Below are 16,755 nucleotides of genomic sequence, written 5' to 3'. Positions count from 1 at the left end.
CCGCGAGCGCGAGCCGCGGACGGGACCCCCGGCTCAGGGCGGAGTGCCGCGGCCGCTGGGCGGTCCGTCTCCGCCTGCTAGACCCGGTCGGACCCGGCCCGGGGGTCGCCCTCGTCGGACGAGGTCCCCACGTCGGGCGGAGTCCCCTCGGCCGCGGGCTCCTCGGCCGCGTCCTCGCGCTCGACGATCCGCTCGGCGGTGGTCCGGACGACCTTTCGGCCGACGACCCGGTCGAGCAGCACCACGACGAGCCCCGCGAGGGCGCCGAACAGCGTCACGAAGAGCAGCAGGCTGAAGCCGAAGACCTGCCCGCGGGAGAAGCCCTCCGTCTCGGGCAGCGCGAAGGTCAGCACGAAGGCCGCGATCGCTCCGAGCCCGACGCCGAGCGTCAGGATGCGCCAGACGCGCGGCGAGCGGCGGACGTCGACCTGTTCGCGGGTGACCTCGGGGCGGGCGGGATCGCTCATGCCTCCATTCTCCCCCGCACGAGCGGAGTCCCGGCACCGTGATCGCTCAGAGCGCGTGCACGAGCCGCCCGGCCTGCGCCCGCAGCTCGCGGACCACGGTGCGGACCGAGAGCCGCTCCGCCCGGTCCGGACGCATCAGAGCGACGATGTGCCGCACGGAGTTCACCCCGCGGAGCGGCTTCACGACGACTCCCGCGCCGCCCGCCGTGTAGCGCGGGAGGACCGCGATCCCCAGGCCCGCCGCGACGAACGCCTCCGTCACGCGCGTGGACGCGAAGCGCTGCTCCACCCGCACCGCCTCGCCGGACGCGGTCTCGATGTCCTGCATCACGCGCTCGAACGGGAACCCGTCCGGGACGCCGATCCAGGTCTCGCCGACCAGGTCCGCCGCCGAGACCGTCGCCCGGTCCGCGAGGCGGTGCCCGACCGGCAGGCCGATGTCGAGGGGCTCGATCATCAGCTCCGCCATCGCGAGGCCGCGGCCGGCCCAGGCGCTGCGGCCGGTGGGCGAGTGGGCGAGCACGATGTCGAAGTCGGCGGTCAGGTCGGCGAACTCGTCGGTGCCGGGGTCCGCGTCCTCGCATTGCACGACGAGCCCCTCGACGCTCCGGAGCGCCACCAGCGCGTTCGGGAGGAGCATCTGCCCCGCGGTGGGGAAGGTCGCGATGGTGACCTCGCCGATCGGGTTGTTCTTGAACGTCTGCCAGACGGCGTCGGCCCGCTCGAGCGCGATCGCGATCTCGGTGGCGCTCCGGGCGAGCTCGCGTCCCGCCGCCGTGAGCACCACGCCGCGGCCGGAGCGCTCGATCAGCGGCACGCCGGCCTCGCGCTCGAGGACCTTGAGCTGCTGCGAGACCGCGGAGGGCGTGCGGTGCGTCGCCTCCGCCACGGCCGTGATCGAGCGGCGCATCGAGAGCTCGCGGAGCAGTTCCAGCCGTCGCACGTCCATGTAGAGAAACTACACGTCAGGGCAAGAACAGTTCGATTGTCCTACGGAACACGGGGCCGGACACTGGACGTTGTACACAGCATCCCGGCGGATGGATCAGAAGCCGCCGCAACGAAAGGCAGAACACTCATGAGCATCGCAATCCTCGTCGTCCTCAGTGGCCTCGCCGCATGGGGCACGGTGTCGACGGTGCTCGTCGCCAGCCGCGACGGCTACCGTCAGGTCCCCGCGCAGCACTGAGCCCCGCCGCTCCGCGACAGCACCTCATCGCGTTCCGACGCCGTCTCCCGATCGGGAGGCGGCGTTCTCGCGTCTCCGGGGGCTGCTGCCGCTCCTCGGGGAACGCCTCCCCGCCGCGGCTTTCAGGGGCCCCCCATCGGCTCGCCCCGCACACGACGACGGGCCCCCGACCGGAGTCGAGGGCCCGTCGTGCGCGCGGTGCGGCTACTTCGCGGCTGTGCGGCGGCGCAGGCGCGCGACCGTCATGCCCAGACCGAGCAGCAGAGCGGCGATCCCGGCGACGAACGCGGGGGTCGCGTCCACTCCGGTCTCGGCGAGGTGGTGCGAGCCGGCGACCGGAGTGGTGGTCGGCGTCGGCGCGGGGCCCGTGGTGGGCGGCGTGGTCGGCGCGGGCGTCGGCTCCGTGGTCGGTCCGGGAGTCGGGGTGCCCGCTCCGGCGCCGGCCGCGACGGCGAAGCCGACGCTGATCTCGGTGCCGGTGGTGTCGAGCGCGAACGTCGCGGTGTGCGCGCCGCCCGCCAGGCTCTCGTCGATCGGGACCGAGAACGAGGCGCGACCGGTCGAGTCGTCGGTGACGGCCCGGGTGGGGTCGATCGTCGCGGTGCCGACGACGGTGCCGTCGACGCTCGCGGTCACGGTGGTGTCGGCCGCGGCTCCGGTGCTGAACAGGAGCGAGGAGAGCTCGACGGTCATGGTGTCGCCGACCGCGTACTCGCCCGAGTCCGGGACGTTGTCGGTCAGGCCGATCGTGCGCTGCACGGGGTCGGGGCTGACGGTGCCGAGGTCCTGGATGTAGCCGACGAAGGCGTCCAGGTCGATGCGGCCGGAGTCGGCCGTGCCGGTGCCCTCGGTGAAGGTGCTGAAGCCGTCGCCGCCGCTCGCGAGGAAGCTGCTGGTCACGACGGTGAAGGTCGCGGCCGGGTCGATCGGCTCGTTCTGGAAGAACACCTGCGAGATGCGCGAGCCCTCGGGGGCCGTGGCGTCGAAGACGTAGGTGAGGTCCTTCGAGGTGGAGAGGTTCAGCTGCGGGTGGCTGGAGCTGCCCACCCACTGCTCCTCGAGCAGGTCGGAGATCTGCTCGCCGGTGAGCTGCAGGGTCACCAGGGTGTTCGCGAAGGGCTGGGCGTCGGAGGCCTCGGCGTAGGTGACCACGCCGTCCGCGTCGCCGGGCTGGTCCGGAGTCGCGGTGTAGGAGAGGTCGTCGCGCAGGCCGCCCGCGTTCGAGAAGGCGATCTGCGTGCCGAGCTCACGGGTGGCCCAGAGCTGGGCGTCCGAGACGAGGTTGCCGAGGGTCGACTCCGAGCCGCGGTTGGTCGTGGTGCCGTCCGGGCGGTAGGCGCGCGAGATGTCCTCGGTGATGGTGCCGACCTTCACGCTGCCCTCGCGGACGGCGACGGCCTGGGCGTCGGCGACGATGCTCTCGACCTCGGCGTCGGGCTCGAAGGCGCCGACGACGATCGTCTTGGCCGGGTCGTCGGAGGCCGGGTCGTCGACGACCTTCGTGAGCGGCACGACCTCGCTGGTGAGCGAGGTGAGCTGCTTGGTCGCCGGGTCGACGGTCAGGGACATGCGGCCGATGTTCTCGGCGTAGCTGCCGGTCTGCGACACGACGGTCGGGAAGGCCCGGCCGGCGTCGATGCCCGCGTTGTACTCCTGGTGGCTGTGGCCCGAGACGATCGCGTCGACGTTCGGGGCGACGGCGTTGACGATCGCGCCGAACTTGGGGTCCGCCTCCGGGGTGTTCAGCTCGGCCGCGTCGGCGTCGGCTCCCTCGTGCAGGAGCAGGACGACCACGTCGGCCTCGTCGTTGGCGGCGTCGCCGTCCTGGAGCTGCGCGGCGACCTCGTTGACGTTCTCGGCGATCGGCTCGATGGAGAGCGTCGAGATCGTGGCGGGGCTGACGAGCTTGCCGAGGTCCTCGGTGATCGCACCGATGAAGGCGACGGAGACGCCGTCCTGCTCGGTGATCACGTAGGGGGAGTAGGCGCGCTCGCCGGTCGCGGTGTCGTAGAGGTTCGCGTTCACGTAGGGGAACGCCGAGGCGTCCACGACGCGGCCGTCCACGTCGGCGCGGCCCTGGTCGAACTCGTGGTTGCCCAGCGTGCTGACGTCGAGGCCCATCGCGTTGAGCGAGTCGAGCGTGGGGATGTCGCCCTGCACCTTCGACACGAAGGTCGAGGCGCCGATGTTGTCGCCGGCCGAGACGAACAGCGTGTTCGGGTTGGCGGCGCGGTAGGAGTCGACGGCGCCGGCGAGCACAGCGGCTCCGGCGACGGCGCGGTCGGCGGCGAGCCGCCCATGGAAGTCGTTGATCGAGAGGATGTCGATGGCGACATCGCCCTCGGCCGCCGCGGCGGGGGTGGCACCGAGGAGGGCCGCTCCGGCGACGGCGCCGACGGCGGTCGCGGAGAGGAGTCGGGTGAGGCCGCGTCGGCCCGGGGAGGTACTGCGCATCGTGAAGGGGACTCCAAGCATCGAGCGGTGGATCCGGAGAGGATTCGTGCCGCGTGAGGGGGTTATTCCCAGACAACCCGACGGCGGACCCCAGGTCAAACGTTCCGACGACGGCTCGCCGCCGCGTTTACGAGAAATTAACTCGCCGACGCTCAGCCCACGCGCAGGACGGGGAGGAACGGCGTGAGGTCCGCGCGTACTCCCGAGGCGTGGATCCGCCCGCTCGCGACGCCCTCGCTCCACGGCAGGGAGCCGGTCGCGAGCGGCAGCCAGGTCGCCGCGTCCATCTCGATCACGTTCGGCGGAGTGCCGCGGGTGTGGCCCGGACCCTCGACGCACTGGGCCGCGCCGAAAGGCGGAACGCGCACCTCGACGCTGCGACCGGGGACGTTCGTCTCGATGATCTGCAGGAGGAACCGCACCGCCGTCGCCGTCGTGTTCCGGTCCGCTCCACCGGCGAGCGCCGCCCGCACCGCGGACTGCCCGCTCGCCTCGTCGATCCTGCCCTTGGCCATGCACCCATCCTGCCGCCGCCGCCCGCTCCCGGACGCCTCCCGCGGGGCCCCGCCCGGCGTGTCGGCGTCCGCAGCGCCGCCCCGCGGAGGAGGACGTCACAGGGACCTGGCCCGGGGCGGGGCGCCCTATCCTGTCAGGGTGAAGATCCTCGTCCTCGGTTCGGGTGCCCGTGAGCACGCCATCATCACGGCTCTCCTCGCGGAGGAGGAGCACCATGAGATCATCGCGGCGCCCGGCAACGCCGGGATCGCGCGCGACGTCGAGGTCATCCACTTCGACACGAACAGCCCCCGGCTGGTCAGCGGCTTCGCCGTGGAGCAGGGCATCGAGCTCGTCGTGATCGGCCCCGAGGCGCCCCTGGTCGCGGGAGTCGCCGACGCGCTCCGCAAGCGCCGCATCCCCACCTTCGGCCCGGACAAGGCCGCGGCGGCGCTCGAGGGCTCGAAGACCTTCGCGAAGCGGGTGATGGACATGGCTCGCGTGCCCACCGGCCGCGCGACCCGCGTCTCCACCCTGGTCGACGCCACCCGCGCCATCGACGACTACGGACTCCCCTCGGTCGTCAAGGCCGACGGCCTCGCCGCGGGCAAGGGCGTCCTGGTGACGGAGTCGCGCAGCGCCGCGATCGCGCACGCCGAGTTCTGGCTGCAGTCCGGCGACGTCCTCATCGAGGAGTTCCTCGCCGGCCAGGAGGTCTCCCTCTTCCTCCTCTCCGACGGCCACGACGTCGTCCCCCTCTCCCCCGCGCAGGACTTCAAGCGCCTGAGCGACGGCGACGAAGGACCGAACACGGGCGGCATGGGCGCCTACTCCCCGCTGCCCTGGCTCGCCGACCGCTGGGAGAGCGAGCGCGCGTTCGTCGACGAGGTGATCGACACGGTCGCCATCCCGACCATCCGCCAGCTCGAGCGCGAGCGCACCCCCTTCGTCGGACTCCTCTACTGCGGCCTCATCGTGACCGACGCGGGCCTGCGCGTGATCGAGTTCAACGCCCGCTTCGGAGACCCCGAGACCCAGGTCGTCCTCCCCCGCCTCGCCTCCCCGCTGTCCGCGCTGCTGCACGCGGCGGCCACCGGTGCGCTCGCCTCCGTCCCGTGGCCCGCGTTCACGGACGAGGTCGCCGTCACCGTCGTCCTCGCGAGCGAGGGCTACCCCGAGAACGCCGTCACCGGTCGGACCATCACCGGGCTCGAGGCGGCGGCGGCCGTCCCCGGCGTCACCATCGCCCACGCGGCGACCCAGCTGGTCGACGGGCGCTTCGTCGCCACCGGCGGCCGCGTGCTCAACGTCGTCGCGCGCGGCGCCGACTTCGCCGAGGCGCGGGAGCGGGCGTACCGCGCGCTCGACCTGATCCACCTCGACGGCGGGCTGTATCGGAGCGACATCGCGGCGAAGGTCGCGCAGTAGCGCGACCTCCGACGTGATCTCGATCACGCCGCTCCCCGCGCGGCGTGGCGCAGTCGGCGAGGAGGGTGGCCGGGTTCTGCAGAGCGGGGTGCGTTCGGCGCATCCGAAACGCTCGGCACGCGTTCCAGCCGGCGCCTCGAGGGTGGCCGGGTGGCGGGGCGGATCCGCGCTCGGACCCAGGCCTCCGCGACGCAGGCTCGCGGCGGAGGTCGGTCGCCGCGGCGGGCCGGGTCAGGCCAGGCTGCGGAGGGCCTCGGCGAGGTCGGGGTGCGCGAAGGCGAAGCCGGCGTCCTCGAGGCGGCCGGGCACGACCCAGCGGGACTTGAGCAGGAGCTCGGGCTCGGTGCGGAGCAGGAGGGTCGCGGGCTCGAGGACGAAGCGCGGGGCCGGTATCCCGATCCGACGGCCGACGGCCGCGCGGAGCAGCCGCGAGAGCTCGGTGTTGTCGCTCGGGTTCGGCGACGCGAGGTTCACCGGTCCGTCGAGGGACGACTCCTCGAGGAAGCGGATCGACTGGTACACGTCCTCCACGTGGATCCAGCTGAAGCGCTGCCGACCGCGGGTGCGCCGGTGCTCGTGGTGCACGCCGGCGTCCCGGCGGGCGCGCGTCGAGGGCCACGGCCCGTCGAACTGCGGACCCCCCAGGCCGAGTCGCGCCAACCGCAGCAGGATCGCCGTCGCCGGACCGTCTCCGAGCACGATGGACATCCTCAGCGCGACTCGCCGCACCCCGGGCGTCTCTCCCGCGAAGAACTCCGACTCCCACGCCCGCGCCACGTCGACCGAGAACCCCTCGCCGAGCACGCCCTCGTCCTCGGTGTTCGCCCGCTCCTCTTCGTGCCGGTAGATCGTGGCCGTGCTCGCGTTCATCCAGACCGGCGGAGGAGTCGCGGCCGCCCCGACCGCGCGGTGCAGCTCCGCGGTGGTCGCCACCCGGGAGCGGAGGATCTCGGCGCGGTTCGCCGCGGTGTACCGGCAGTCGACGCTCTTGCCGGCGAGGTTCACCAGGAGGCGGGCGCCGTCGAGCGTCCGCGTGATCCCGGCGATGTCGCCCCAGCGCGCGTCCGGCCCCGAGCGGCCGATCCGCCGCACCGTCCAGCCGTCGGCGGTGAAGCGGCGGGCGAGCTCGGTCCCGAGGAACCCGCTCGCACCGGCGAGGACGACGACGGGGTCAGCGGTGCTGCTCATCGCCCCATCGTGCCGCACCCCGCCGGAGTCAGGGGGAGGACTCGTCGGAGACGCGCTGGCGGGACGTGGAGACGGTCCACGGCGGGCCTCGGTCAGCCGCCGAGCGGCCCCGCACCACCGAGTAGACGCGCCGCGGCGAGCGCCCCGGCCAGCCGCTCGCCGAACCCCGGCGGCACCTCGGAGGGCAGCGAGTCCACCGGCCACCAGGCCACGTCGTCGCTCTCGTCGCTGACCGTCACGGGAGCGTCCGGATCGGCGATCGCGCCGAAGCCCACGTCCCAGTGCCGGGAGCAGCGGCCGAAGCCGTCGCCGAGCGCGTGCCGGTCGAGGTCGAGCGGCAGCACGCCGAGCGGCTGCAGGCGCGCCACCCCGCTCTCCTCCCGCGCCTCGCGGAGGGCAGCGGCGGCCACGGAGTCGTCGCCGGCCTCGATGTGCCCGCCGAGCTGCACCCAGAACCGGCCCTTGCGGTGGAAGCAGAGGAGCACCTCCGCGAGATCCGGCGAGAGCACGAAGCAGCTCGCGGTGATGTGCTCGGGGCCGCCGTCGCGCTCGAGCGCCGACTCGCCGCGCTGCTCGAGGAACGCCAGGTACTCGTCCCGCAGTCCGGCGAGCGCACCCGCATCCCACTCCCGCAGCTCGCTCGCCAGCGCCGCCCCTCGCTCCCCTGTCACGCGAAGCACCCTACTTCCTCTCCGCGAGATGCCACTTGGGTACGCGACACGCCGTGCGGCGCGTACCCAAGTGGCATCTCGCGGAGAGGGGACGGACGGGAGCGTCAGACGGAGAGGCCGGAGAGGCCCTCGCGGTCGACGCGGCGGTGGAAGCGCATGCCGGCGAGACCGCCGAGCACGGCGCCGACCAGCGCGACGACCAGTGCGGCGAGCGCCGTCACGATCGCCGCGGCCGTGGCGTCGCCCGCGTCCAGCGGGATCGTCGGGAAGCCGCTGACCGCGGAGAGCGCCTGGCTGCCGCCGGTGATCGCCGAGACGATGCCCACGACGATCGCGACGACGACCGCCCAGGCCCACACTCCGACGCCCTGCTTCGCTCCGCTGAAGCGGGCCATGCGGCCGGCCACGTAGCCGCCGCAGTAGTAGGCGACGAGGAGGACGACCAGCAGCGCGATCGCGCCCGCCCAGCCGAACGCGGCCGGGTCGGCCGCGAGGTCGCCGGTGACGTCCTGGGTCCCGATGACGGCGGCCCCGATCGCGGTGACGAGAGCGGTCAGGAGGACGGCGAGCCCGGTGGCGGCGAGCCAGCCGAAGAAGGCGCAGCCGATCTTGAAGCCGCCGAAGCGGTCGCGCTCGCGCTGGTGGATGTCCTTGCGCGCGGCCGCACGGGCCTGCTTCGCCTCGGCGGAGTCGGGGTCGACGGGCGCGGCGCGGTGCTCGGGCGCCGAGTGGGCGGAGGCGGAGCGGTCCGCGGAGTCGGAGCGGTCCGGAGTCGCGGAGCGGTCCGGAGTCGCGGAGCGGTCCGGAGTCGCGGAGCGGTCCGTCGCCGCAGCCGCTCCCGTGTCCCCCGCCGAGTCGATGCGCGCCGTGCCGCCCGCCGCCGAGCCCTCTGCCCGTCGCGGCAATCCGCCGTCAGCCGGATCCCTGTCTGTCGTGCTCATGTCGAACCTCCTGGCCGAGCGCCCCGAAGAAGGGCGACACGCTCAGTCAAGACCCAGGGAGCCCTCGGTGTCGCGGGCTTGACGACAGGACGGGGCGGTCGGGTCGTCAACCCCCTGCGCCCCCTCCCTCCCACCCGCTTGCATGGGGGCACCGACCGACGACACGAGAGGGAGAGTCATGACTCCGGAATCCCCTGAGCAGACACCGCCCGGCACCGAGGCCGAGCTGACGCCGAAGGCCGACCACGGCGAGACCAGCTACCGCGGCACCGGCCGCCTCAGCGGCAAGGTCGCCCTCATCACCGGCGGCGACAGCGGCATCGGCAAGGCCGTCGCGATCGCGTTCGCGCGCGAGGGCGCCGACGTCGCGATCTCGTACCTCGACGAGCACGACGACGCCGAGGACACCGCGAAGTGGGTCCGGGACGCCGGCCGCGAGGCGCTGCTCCTCCCCGGCGACCTGCAGGACCCGGCGCACTGCCGCGCCGTCGTCACAGAGACCGTCGAGCGCTTCGGCCACCTCGAGGTGCTCGTCAGCAACGCCGCCTTCCAGATGAGCCGCGAGAGCGTCACCGACATCCCGGACGAGGAGTGGGACCGCACGATCGCGACGAACATCAGCGCCTACTTCCACCTCGTGAAGTCGGCGCTCCCCCACCTGAAGGAGGGAGCGTCGATCATCGCGACGAGCTCGGTGCAGTCCGACCAGCCGTCGTACCAGCTGCTGCCCTACGCCGCCACGAAGTCGGCGATCCTCAGCCTCACCGCCTCGTTCGCGCAGGCGCTCGGCGAGAAGGGCATCCGTGCGAACTCCGTCGCGCCCGGCCCGATCTGGACCCCGCTGATCCCCTCGACCATGCCGGAGGAGGCCGTCGCCGAGTTCGGCGAGCAGGTCCCGCTGGGCCGCCCCGGGCAGCCGGCCGAGGCGGCCCCCGCCTACGTCCTCCTCGCCTCCGACGAGGCGAGCTACATCAGCGGGTCGACGATCGCCGTCACCGGCGGGAAGCCGATCCTCTGATCACGCTCCCGGGCACCGCTCACCCGCAGGATTCCGCGATAGGTTCCTGCGGGTGAGCGTCCACATCCGCAGCATCGAGACGGCGGTGCCGACCACGGTCCTGCGCCAGTCCGAGGTGCGCGACCTCTTCGCGTCCCAGCCCGCGATGACCCGTCTCGGGTCCCGCCTGATCGGCGCGGCCTTCGACGCGTCCGGGATCGACACCCGCAGCACGGTGGTCGACGAGCTCGACCGCGTCGAGCGGGAGGGCGCGAGCGTCTTCTACGACGCCGAGAGCGGCCTGGTGCTCGACCCGGGGACGGCGGCCCGCAACGCCGTCTACACCGAGCGCGCTCCCGAGCTCTTCACGGAGGCCGCCCGCCGCGCCCTCGCGTCCGCGTCGATGACAGCCGAGGACGTCACCCACGTGGTGACCGTCTCCTGCACCGGCTTCTACGCTCCGGGGCCCGACTACCAGCTGGTCCGCCGCCTCGGCCTCGCGCCCTCGACGCAGCGCTTCCACCTCGGCTTCATGGGCTGCTACGGCGCCTTCCCCGGCCTGCGCGCCGCCCGCCAGTTCTGCGAGGCCGACCCGGAGGCGGTCGTCCTCGTCGTCGCGGTCGAGCTGTGCACCATCCACCTCACGAGCTCCAACGACCCGGAGCAGATCGTCGCGACCTCCGTCTTCGCCGACGGCGGAGCGGCGGCCGTCGTCACCGCCCGCGAGGCCGCGCCCGGCACCCCGGTGCTCGAGCTCGACGCGCTCGCCACGACGCTCACCGACGAGGGCGAGACCGAGATGGCGTGGACGATCGGCGACCACGGCTTCTCGATGCGGCTGAGCACCTACGTGCCCTCGATCATCGGAGCGAACATCGAGGCGGCCGTCGCCCCGCTGCTGGCCGGCGCAGAGGTCGAGCGGAGCGACGTGCAGCGCTGGGCGATCCACCCCGGCGGCCGCAGCATCCTCGACAAGGTGCAGGCCTCGCTCGCCCTCAGCGACGAGCAGCTGGCCCCGTCGCGCGAGGTGCTGCGGACCAACGGCAACATGTCGAGCGCGACCGTCCTCTTCATCCTGCGGCGCCTGCTCCACGGCGAGGCGGCCGACGGCGAGCGGATCGGCGCGATGGCGTTCGGTCCCGGCCTCACCGTCGAGCTCGCGCTGCTCACCAAGCGGGGCGGGGAGTGACTCCGCGAGCCCCTCTCGCGCCGGACCTTCGCCACCGCGAGGTCTCCGAGCAGGAGCTGATGGACGACCCGGACTGCGACCGGACCCTGCTCGACGCCACCTACGCCCGCTTCGGCACGGTGAACCGGCTGGTCTCGGGGTGGCGCGGCCTCTACCGCTCGCGCCTGCGCCCGCTGCTGCGGCCCGACGAGCCGTTCCGCCTGCTCGACATCGGCTCCGGAGGCGGCGACGTCGCCCGCTCCCTCGCAGGCTGGGCCCGCGAGGACGGTCTCCGCCTGGCGATCACCGCCGTCGATCCGGACGAGCGCGCCTCCGCCTTCGCCACGTCGACGCCCGCGCCGCCCGGAGTCGAGTTCCGCCGCGCGAGCAGCGCCGACCTGGTCGCCGAGGGCGAGCACTTCGACCTCGTGACCTCGAATCACGTGCTGCACCACCTGTCGCCGGAGTCGCTCGCCGACCTGCTCGCCGACAGCGAGCGCCTGGCTCCGCGCGCCCTCCACAACGACATCGAGCGGTCGCGGCTGGCCTACACGGCGTACCTGCTGGCGACGCGCCCGATCGCGGCGGGCTCGTTCCTCCACTACGACGGGTCGCTGTCGGTGCGGCGCAGCTTCACCGCCGCCGAGCTGCGGGCGGTGGCGCCCGAGGGGTGGCGGGTCGAGCGCGCGGCGCCCTACCGGCTGCTGCTCGCGCGGGGCGAGGTGTGAGGACGCGGCGGAGGGCGGGCGCTTCCGGTCCGCTCTGGCTGCGCGCCGCCGCGGTCGGCTACTCCGCCAACTGCGCCCTCGGCACCGCCGTCGCCACCGGCGCTCTGCGCACGGGCCGCTGGCACTGGATCCACCACGCGCTCTACATCTGCACGTCGACGCTCACCGCTCTGGCCTGGGCGACGCTGCGGCGGTCGGACCCCCGCGCCGCGGCCGCGCTGGCTCCCGCCGCCGTCCCGCTCGCGGCGATCCCCTTCGCGGGGACGCACGGACGCCGGCACCCAGCGATCGCGCTGGCGGTAGCTCCGTTCGTGCTCGTCGCGCTCGGCCGGACGCGGCGGCCGGCGCGGCGGCAGGACGTCCGCCGACTGCTCGGGTCCGGGTCGTTCGGGCGCTGACGGACTGCGGCCGCAGCGCAACGTCGGCTGACACCGGTCCCCCTCCTCCGTCGAGGAACGGACCCCCTTCTCAGCCGAGGTTGCGCCGGACCGCCTCCGCGCTGGCGCGGGGTGCCGGACCGGACCCGCCGCTAGCGCGGGGGCTCGACGTCGCGGTCGGGGTCGGAGCGGTAGGAGCGCAGCGCCTGCCAGCCGGCGATCGCGAGGATGAGCGCGCCGCAGAGCATCGTCAGCAGGTTCGGCACCGAGAAGCCGCTGCCCACGACCGAGTTGATGCCCGCACCGAGCACGAACACTCCTCCGAGAAGGTAGAAGATGACCCTCGTCTTCACCGTTCCACCGCTTCCCTCGAGCCTGCACAGGACCCTCGATGCTACCCCGCGCGCCCCGGACGGGCGCCGCTCGCCCCGTGCGCAGCCGATCGGGGCAGGATCGAGGCATGGAGTTCCTCGATGTCGTCCGGCGCCGGAAGACCACCAACGGCGCGTTCCTGCCCGATCCCGTCTCCGAGGAGCACCAGCGGCTCCTGATCGAGGTGGCCGGTCGAGCGCCGTCGCAGCTCAACAGCCAGCCGTGGCGGTTCGTGCTCGTCGAGGAGCGCGAGACGATCGACCGGATCGCCGCGATCAGCGGCGAGAGCATGACCACCGCCATGTCGAACGGCACGTTCTTCGAGCGCTACAAGCCCTACTTCCGCTTCAGCAGCGAGGAGATGGAGCAGCGGCGCGACGGGATGCTGTTCGACAAGCTGCCGGCTCCGCTCCGCCCCTTCACGAAGCAGGTCTTCACGAAGCGCGGCCAGTTCCTGATGAACTCCCTCCGCGTCCCGCAGACCCTCGGCGAGGAGAACCGCCGGCTCGTCGCGGGTTCGCCGCTGCTGCTCGGGGTGATGCTCGACCGCTCCGAGTACCGGCCGGGCGAGCTCTCCTCCTTCTACTCGGTGTTCAGCATGGGCGCCGCGATGGAGAACGTCTGGCTGTCGACGGTCGAGCTGGGGATGGGGATCCAGTTCGTGTCGTTCCCGATGGAGGTGCCGGGAGCGTGGGCGCGGATCGAGTCGCTGCTCGCCGTGCCCGACGAGCTCGAGCTGATGGCGGTGTACCGGCTCGGCTACCTGCCTCCGGAGCAGCGGCGGCCGGCGATCGACTGGTCCTCGCACCAGCGGAAGCTGCCGTCGCAGTACGTCTTCCGCGGCACCTGCGCGACCCCGCAGGAGGGGTGGGATGCGCCGACCGGGCCGTGACGAGGATCCGGAGCGACGCGGCCGGCAGCCGGCACGAGGTGCCCGCGCCCGCTCCCGGGCCGGCCCCGCCCGACCGGAGATCCGCGACGGAGCATCGACTCCGCCGTCACGCGTCGGCTATCGTGGCGCCCAGCACGCCCGGCGGTGATACGTCCCGTCCGCGGGACTGTCAATGGGGGTCCGGCGTGTCTCCCGCCCGATTCCCCGCACCGGGGTCCGAGCGGATACCGTCCCCCGAGGAGCCGTCCGCCAGGGCCGGCCCGATGAACGAAGGGGGCCCGTGGCCACGCTCATCTACGGACCGCAGAACCTCGAGATCGAATTCGAGGAGCGCGTCCTCGCGCACCTGAAGGTCGCCGTCCTCTCGAAGCTGCGCCGCAACGAAGCCTTCTCGCTCTCGTGGATGGAGGACGCCTCCACCGGACACGGCCGGAGCTCCGTCTGGCTGCACCCGTCGGTGCCGCTGCACTTCCGCTTCACCGAGGCGCACCAGCCCAAGCTCAACCGCGCGTGGATCGAGCAGATGCTCAGCGTCGCCAGCATGCACGGCGAGCTCTCGGTCCTGCCGGAGCCCGAGGAGCAGCGCCAGGGCTCCTGAGCCCTGCTGCCCCCTGATCGCGCGGCCGTCAACCCCGTCCCCTCTGCGGGGGACGCGAAGTACCGTCGAGAAGACGTCCCCGGAACCATCGGCGGACGTCGACGGACGGAGACGACCATGACGGACACCGCGCGAGCGACCGGCCTGCCCACCCTCACCCCGGTGCGGACGCTCCGCAAGGAGCAGCCGATCGAGCCGCGCCGCGTGCCGGACTCCGTCTCCGTCGGCTCCCGGCCGGTCATCGGCTGCCGGATCGACGTGAGCGGCCGCTCCTTCGTCGTCGAGCTCGACATGGCCGGCATCTTCCTGCGCCAGGTGCGCCGGAGCCTGCGCGAGGGCGAGGGCGGCCTCGTGCTGCTGCGCCACGTCGACGGGATCGAGATGATCCCGTTCTCGCGCGCGACACCGTTCGACGTCTCGGACATCGTCTGCCCCGAGGGCGTCGAGCCCGCGGACGCCCGCTCGGCCCTGGGCCTCCGCGACCGCTGAGCCGCGACGGGCGGCGCTCCGACCCCGCGCCCGCCGCTGAGCGGGATCAGGCGGGGAGCGACGCCTCGATCAGACCGACGATCCGCGGGTCGTCGGGCTCGACCGTCGGGCGGAACCGGTGCACCGTGCCGTCGGCCGTGATCAGGAACTTCTCGAAGTTCCACTTCACGCGTCCGGCCTTGCCGTTCTCGTCCTCCGCCTTGGTGAGCTCCGCGTAGAGCGGGTGCGCCGAGCGGCCGTTGACGCGCACCTTCTCGAACATCGGGAAGGTGACCCCCCAGGTCGTCGAGCAGTACGCCTTGATCTTGTCCTCGTCGCTCAGCTCCTGGAGGAACTGGTTGCTCGGGAAGCCGAGGACCGTGAATCCGCGCTCCCCGTAGCTCTTCTGCAGGGCCTCGAGCTTCTCGTACTGCGGGGCGAGGCCGCAGCGGGAGGCGACGTTGACGATCAGCCGCACGGGCGGGTAGTCGGCGAGGGTCGACGTGGTGCCGTCGATCGTGGTGAGGGGGATGTCGGCGATCGTGTCGGGCACGGAGGGCTCCTTCGGACGTGGTGCGTCGACGCTACTCCTCGCCGCCGAGGGAACCCCGAGTCGTCGAGGGAGCCCGCTCGTGCGGGTTCCCTCGACGGTCCGGGGTTCCCTCGGCGAGCGCCTGCCTCCACCATGGAGGGATGGCCGCCTCGCAGCAGATCGTCTCGGTCGGCGGGCGGAGGCTCCGGCTGACGAACCTCGACAAGGTCGTCTACCCGGAGACCGGCTTCACCAAGGCCGACGTGCTCTCCTACTACGCCTCCGTCGCCTCCGCGATGCTGCCGCATCTCGCCCGCCGCCCGGTCACCCGGAAGCGCTGGGTCGACGGAGTGGGCACCGCCGAGCATCCGGGCGAGGTCTTCTTCGAGAAGAACCTCCCCTCCTCCGCTCCCTACTGGCTGAGCCGGACCCGGCTCGCGCACTCGTCGCGCGACGTCGAGTACCCGCTGGTCGACGACGTCGCCGGGCTCACCTGGCTGGCGCAGCAGGCGGCGCTCGAGCTGCACGTCCCGCAGTGGCGGGTGGGATCCGACGGCGAGCGCCGTCCGCCCGACCGCCTCGTGCTCGACCTCGACCCGGGCGAGGGGGCGGGCCTGGCCGAGTGCGCCGAGGTCGCGTTCCTCGCCCGCGACCTGCTGGAGGGGATGGGCCTGGCTCCGCTGCCGGTGACCAGCGGGAGCAAGGGGATCCACCTCTACTGCCCGCTGGACGCCTCCGCCTCCAGCGACCAGATCTCGGCGGTCGCGCACGAGCTGGCGCGCGCGCTCGAGTCGGACCACCGCGACCTCGTCGTCTCGGACATGAAGAAGACCCTGCGCGAGGGCAAGGTCCTCGTCGACTGGAGCCAGAACAGCGCGGCGAAGACGACCATCGCCCCCTACTCCCTCCGCGGGCGCCTCCGGCCCGCCGTCGCCGCGCCCCGCACCTGGGAGGAGCTGGGCGAAGAGGGACTGCGCCACCTGTCGCCCGACGAGGTGGTGGAGCGGCTGCGGAGCGACGGCGACCTCCTCCGCCCGCTGCTCGCCGCCCGCGGCGCCGGTCTCGAGCCGACCCCGGAGCGGATGGCGGGCTTCGCCGCGACGGACGCCTCCTCCGACCGCCTGGCGACCTATCGCAGCATGCGCGACGCGTCGAAGACCCCGGAGCCGGTGCCCGAGGCGGGGTCCGCGGGCTCCTCCTCGGGCGACTCCTTCGTCATCCAGGAGCACCACGCGCGGCGCCTGCACTACGACTTCCGGCTCGAGCACGACGGCGTCCTGGTCAGCTGGGCGGTGCCGAAGGGCCCGCCGCTGGAGGGCGACCCGAACCGGCTCGCGGTGCAGACCGAGGACCACCCCCTCGAGTACGCGACCTTCGAGGGCACGATCCCGGCCGGCGAGTACGGCGGCGGCGAGGTGCGCATCTGGGACGAGGGGACCTACGCCCTCGAGAAGTGGCGCGAGGGGAAGGAGGTGATCGCGGTACTGACCGGCCGCCCCGACGGCGGGCTCGGCGGCGAGCCCCGCCGCTACGCCCTGCTGCACACGGGAGCGCACGCAGGCGCCGAGAAGAACTGGCTCCTGCACCTCATGGCGCCGGGGCCCGCTCACAGCCACGGGACGCAGCGACGGGGCCGGGCGGCCGCGTCCGTTGCGTCGCCCGCTTCCCGCCCCGCACCCTCCGCCGACCGCCCGGCCGAGGACTCCGCCCCGCGGCGTCCGGCGGTGGCGAGCATGGGGCGGTGGCGGCGCGGGGAGGTGGACCCCTGGGCCGCGATCACCTCCTTCCCC

Annotated in this window: 18 protein-coding genes; 9 read left to right on the top strand and 9 right to left on the bottom strand. The window is 73.2% G+C overall.

Features of this window, described 5'->3' with window-relative positions; all coding sequences use genetic code 11:
- Positions 1–77: 77 nt before the first annotated feature.
- The 4 genes from C5C24_RS09880 to C5C24_RS09865 form a co-directional block, all read right to left on the bottom strand.
- Positions 78–467 carry a hypothetical protein gene (locus C5C24_RS09880; protein ID WP_104304852.1) on the bottom strand — a complete coding sequence of 130 codons (390 nt, stop codon included), beginning with the start codon at positions 465–467 and terminating at the stop codon, positions 78–80.
- A gap of 46 nt (positions 468–513) precedes the next feature.
- Positions 514–1,416 (bottom strand): LysR family transcriptional regulator, encoded by a 903-nt coding sequence (locus C5C24_RS09875; protein ID WP_104277060.1) that lies wholly within the window; start codon positions 1,414–1,416, stop codon positions 514–516.
- A gap of 444 nt (positions 1,417–1,860) precedes the next feature.
- A complete protein-coding gene (locus tag C5C24_RS09870) occupies positions 1,861–4,110 on the bottom strand; it encodes a bifunctional UDP-sugar hydrolase/5'-nucleotidase (RefSeq protein ID WP_104304851.1) in 2,250 nt (749 codons plus the stop codon).
- A gap of 152 nt (positions 4,111–4,262) precedes the next feature.
- Entirely contained in the window at positions 4,263–4,625 is a 363-nt protein-coding gene (locus C5C24_RS09865) for a sterol carrier family protein (protein ID WP_104304850.1), read from the bottom strand.
- A 139-nt stretch (positions 4,626–4,764) separates the two neighbouring features.
- On the opposite strand from C5C24_RS09865, the gene purD reads away from it, so the two are divergent.
- Entirely contained in the window at positions 4,765–6,033 is a 1,269-nt protein-coding gene (gene purD, locus C5C24_RS09860; protein ID WP_104277063.1) for a phosphoribosylamine--glycine ligase, read from the top strand.
- A 231-nt stretch (positions 6,034–6,264) separates the two neighbouring features.
- Here the strand turns inward: purD and C5C24_RS09855 are convergent, their stop codons facing one another.
- The 3 genes from C5C24_RS09855 to C5C24_RS09845 form a co-directional block, all read right to left on the bottom strand.
- Positions 6,265–7,221, bottom strand: a complete 957-nt coding sequence (locus tag C5C24_RS09855) for an epimerase (RefSeq protein ID WP_104304849.1) — start codon at positions 7,219–7,221, stop codon at positions 6,265–6,267.
- A 92-nt stretch (positions 7,222–7,313) separates the two neighbouring features.
- Complete coding sequence (locus tag C5C24_RS09850) at positions 7,314–7,892, bottom strand: NUDIX hydrolase (protein ID WP_258065140.1); 579 nt, start codon at positions 7,890–7,892, stop codon at positions 7,314–7,316.
- 104 nt (positions 7,893–7,996) lie between these two features.
- Positions 7,997–8,833 carry a hypothetical protein gene (locus tag C5C24_RS09845; RefSeq protein ID WP_258065138.1) on the bottom strand — a complete coding sequence of 279 codons (837 nt, stop codon included), beginning with the start codon at positions 8,831–8,833 and terminating at the stop codon, positions 7,997–7,999.
- A 178-nt stretch (positions 8,834–9,011) separates the two neighbouring features.
- Between C5C24_RS09845 and C5C24_RS09840 the strand changes: the two genes are divergently transcribed.
- From C5C24_RS09840 to C5C24_RS09825, 4 genes are read left to right on the top strand one after another with little or no spacing between them, the layout of a single operon-like run.
- Entirely contained in the window at positions 9,012–9,851 is an 840-nt protein-coding gene (locus C5C24_RS09840) for an SDR family oxidoreductase (RefSeq protein ID WP_104304848.1), read from the top strand.
- 52 nt (positions 9,852–9,903) lie between these two features.
- Positions 9,904–11,019, top strand: a complete 1,116-nt coding sequence (locus C5C24_RS09835; RefSeq protein ID WP_104277066.1) for a type III polyketide synthase — start codon at positions 9,904–9,906, stop codon at positions 11,017–11,019.
- A complete protein-coding gene (locus C5C24_RS09830; protein ID WP_258060494.1) occupies positions 11,016–11,726 on the top strand; it encodes a class I SAM-dependent methyltransferase in 711 nt (236 codons plus the stop codon). The genes C5C24_RS09835 and C5C24_RS09830 overlap by 4 nt, the downstream gene beginning before the upstream one ends.
- Positions 11,723–12,124 carry a hypothetical protein gene (locus C5C24_RS09825; protein WP_181110109.1) on the top strand — a complete coding sequence of 134 codons (402 nt, stop codon included), beginning with the start codon at positions 11,723–11,725 and terminating at the stop codon, positions 12,122–12,124. The genes C5C24_RS09830 and C5C24_RS09825 overlap by 4 nt, the downstream gene beginning before the upstream one ends.
- Before the next feature lie 131 nt (positions 12,125–12,255).
- On the opposite strand, the gene C5C24_RS09820 is transcribed toward C5C24_RS09825, so the two are convergent.
- Entirely contained in the window at positions 12,256–12,456 is a 201-nt protein-coding gene (locus tag C5C24_RS09820; RefSeq protein WP_104223776.1) for a hypothetical protein, read from the bottom strand.
- Between the two features lie 107 nt (positions 12,457–12,563).
- On the opposite strand from C5C24_RS09820, the gene C5C24_RS09815 reads away from it, so the two are divergent.
- The 3 genes from C5C24_RS09815 to C5C24_RS09805 all read left to right on the top strand — a co-directional run bounded on the left by C5C24_RS09815 (position 12,564) and on the right by C5C24_RS09805 (position 14,454).
- Entirely contained in the window at positions 12,564–13,367 is an 804-nt protein-coding gene (locus C5C24_RS09815) for a nitroreductase family protein (RefSeq protein ID WP_104304847.1), read from the top strand.
- A 280-nt stretch (positions 13,368–13,647) separates the two neighbouring features.
- A complete protein-coding gene (locus tag C5C24_RS09810; RefSeq protein ID WP_244229547.1) occupies positions 13,648–13,965 on the top strand; it encodes a hypothetical protein in 318 nt (105 codons plus the stop codon).
- A gap of 117 nt (positions 13,966–14,082) precedes the next feature.
- Complete coding sequence (locus C5C24_RS09805) at positions 14,083–14,454, top strand: hypothetical protein (RefSeq protein WP_104304846.1); 372 nt, start codon at positions 14,083–14,085, stop codon at positions 14,452–14,454.
- A gap of 46 nt (positions 14,455–14,500) precedes the next feature.
- Here C5C24_RS09805 and C5C24_RS09800 read toward each other — a convergent pair whose 3' ends face one another.
- Positions 14,501–14,986: a glutathione peroxidase gene (locus C5C24_RS09800; protein ID WP_258065135.1), complete on the bottom strand. Its 486-nt coding sequence runs from the start codon at positions 14,984–14,986 to the stop codon at positions 14,501–14,503.
- 140 nt (positions 14,987–15,126) lie between these two features.
- Between C5C24_RS09800 and ligD the strand changes: the two genes are divergently transcribed.
- A partial coding sequence (ligD, locus tag C5C24_RS09795; RefSeq protein WP_219812857.1) for a non-homologous end-joining DNA ligase occupies positions 15,127–16,755 on the top strand: 1,629 nt, incomplete at its 3' end.

The sequence above is a fragment of the Rathayibacter sp. AY2B3 genome (genome assembly GCF_002931755.1).
Classification (GTDB): Bacteria; Actinomycetota; Actinomycetes; order Actinomycetales; family Microbacteriaceae; genus Rathayibacter.
The sequence above is the reverse complement of the archived record's forward strand: the minus strand, read 5'-3'. Positions and strand labels throughout refer to the sequence as shown.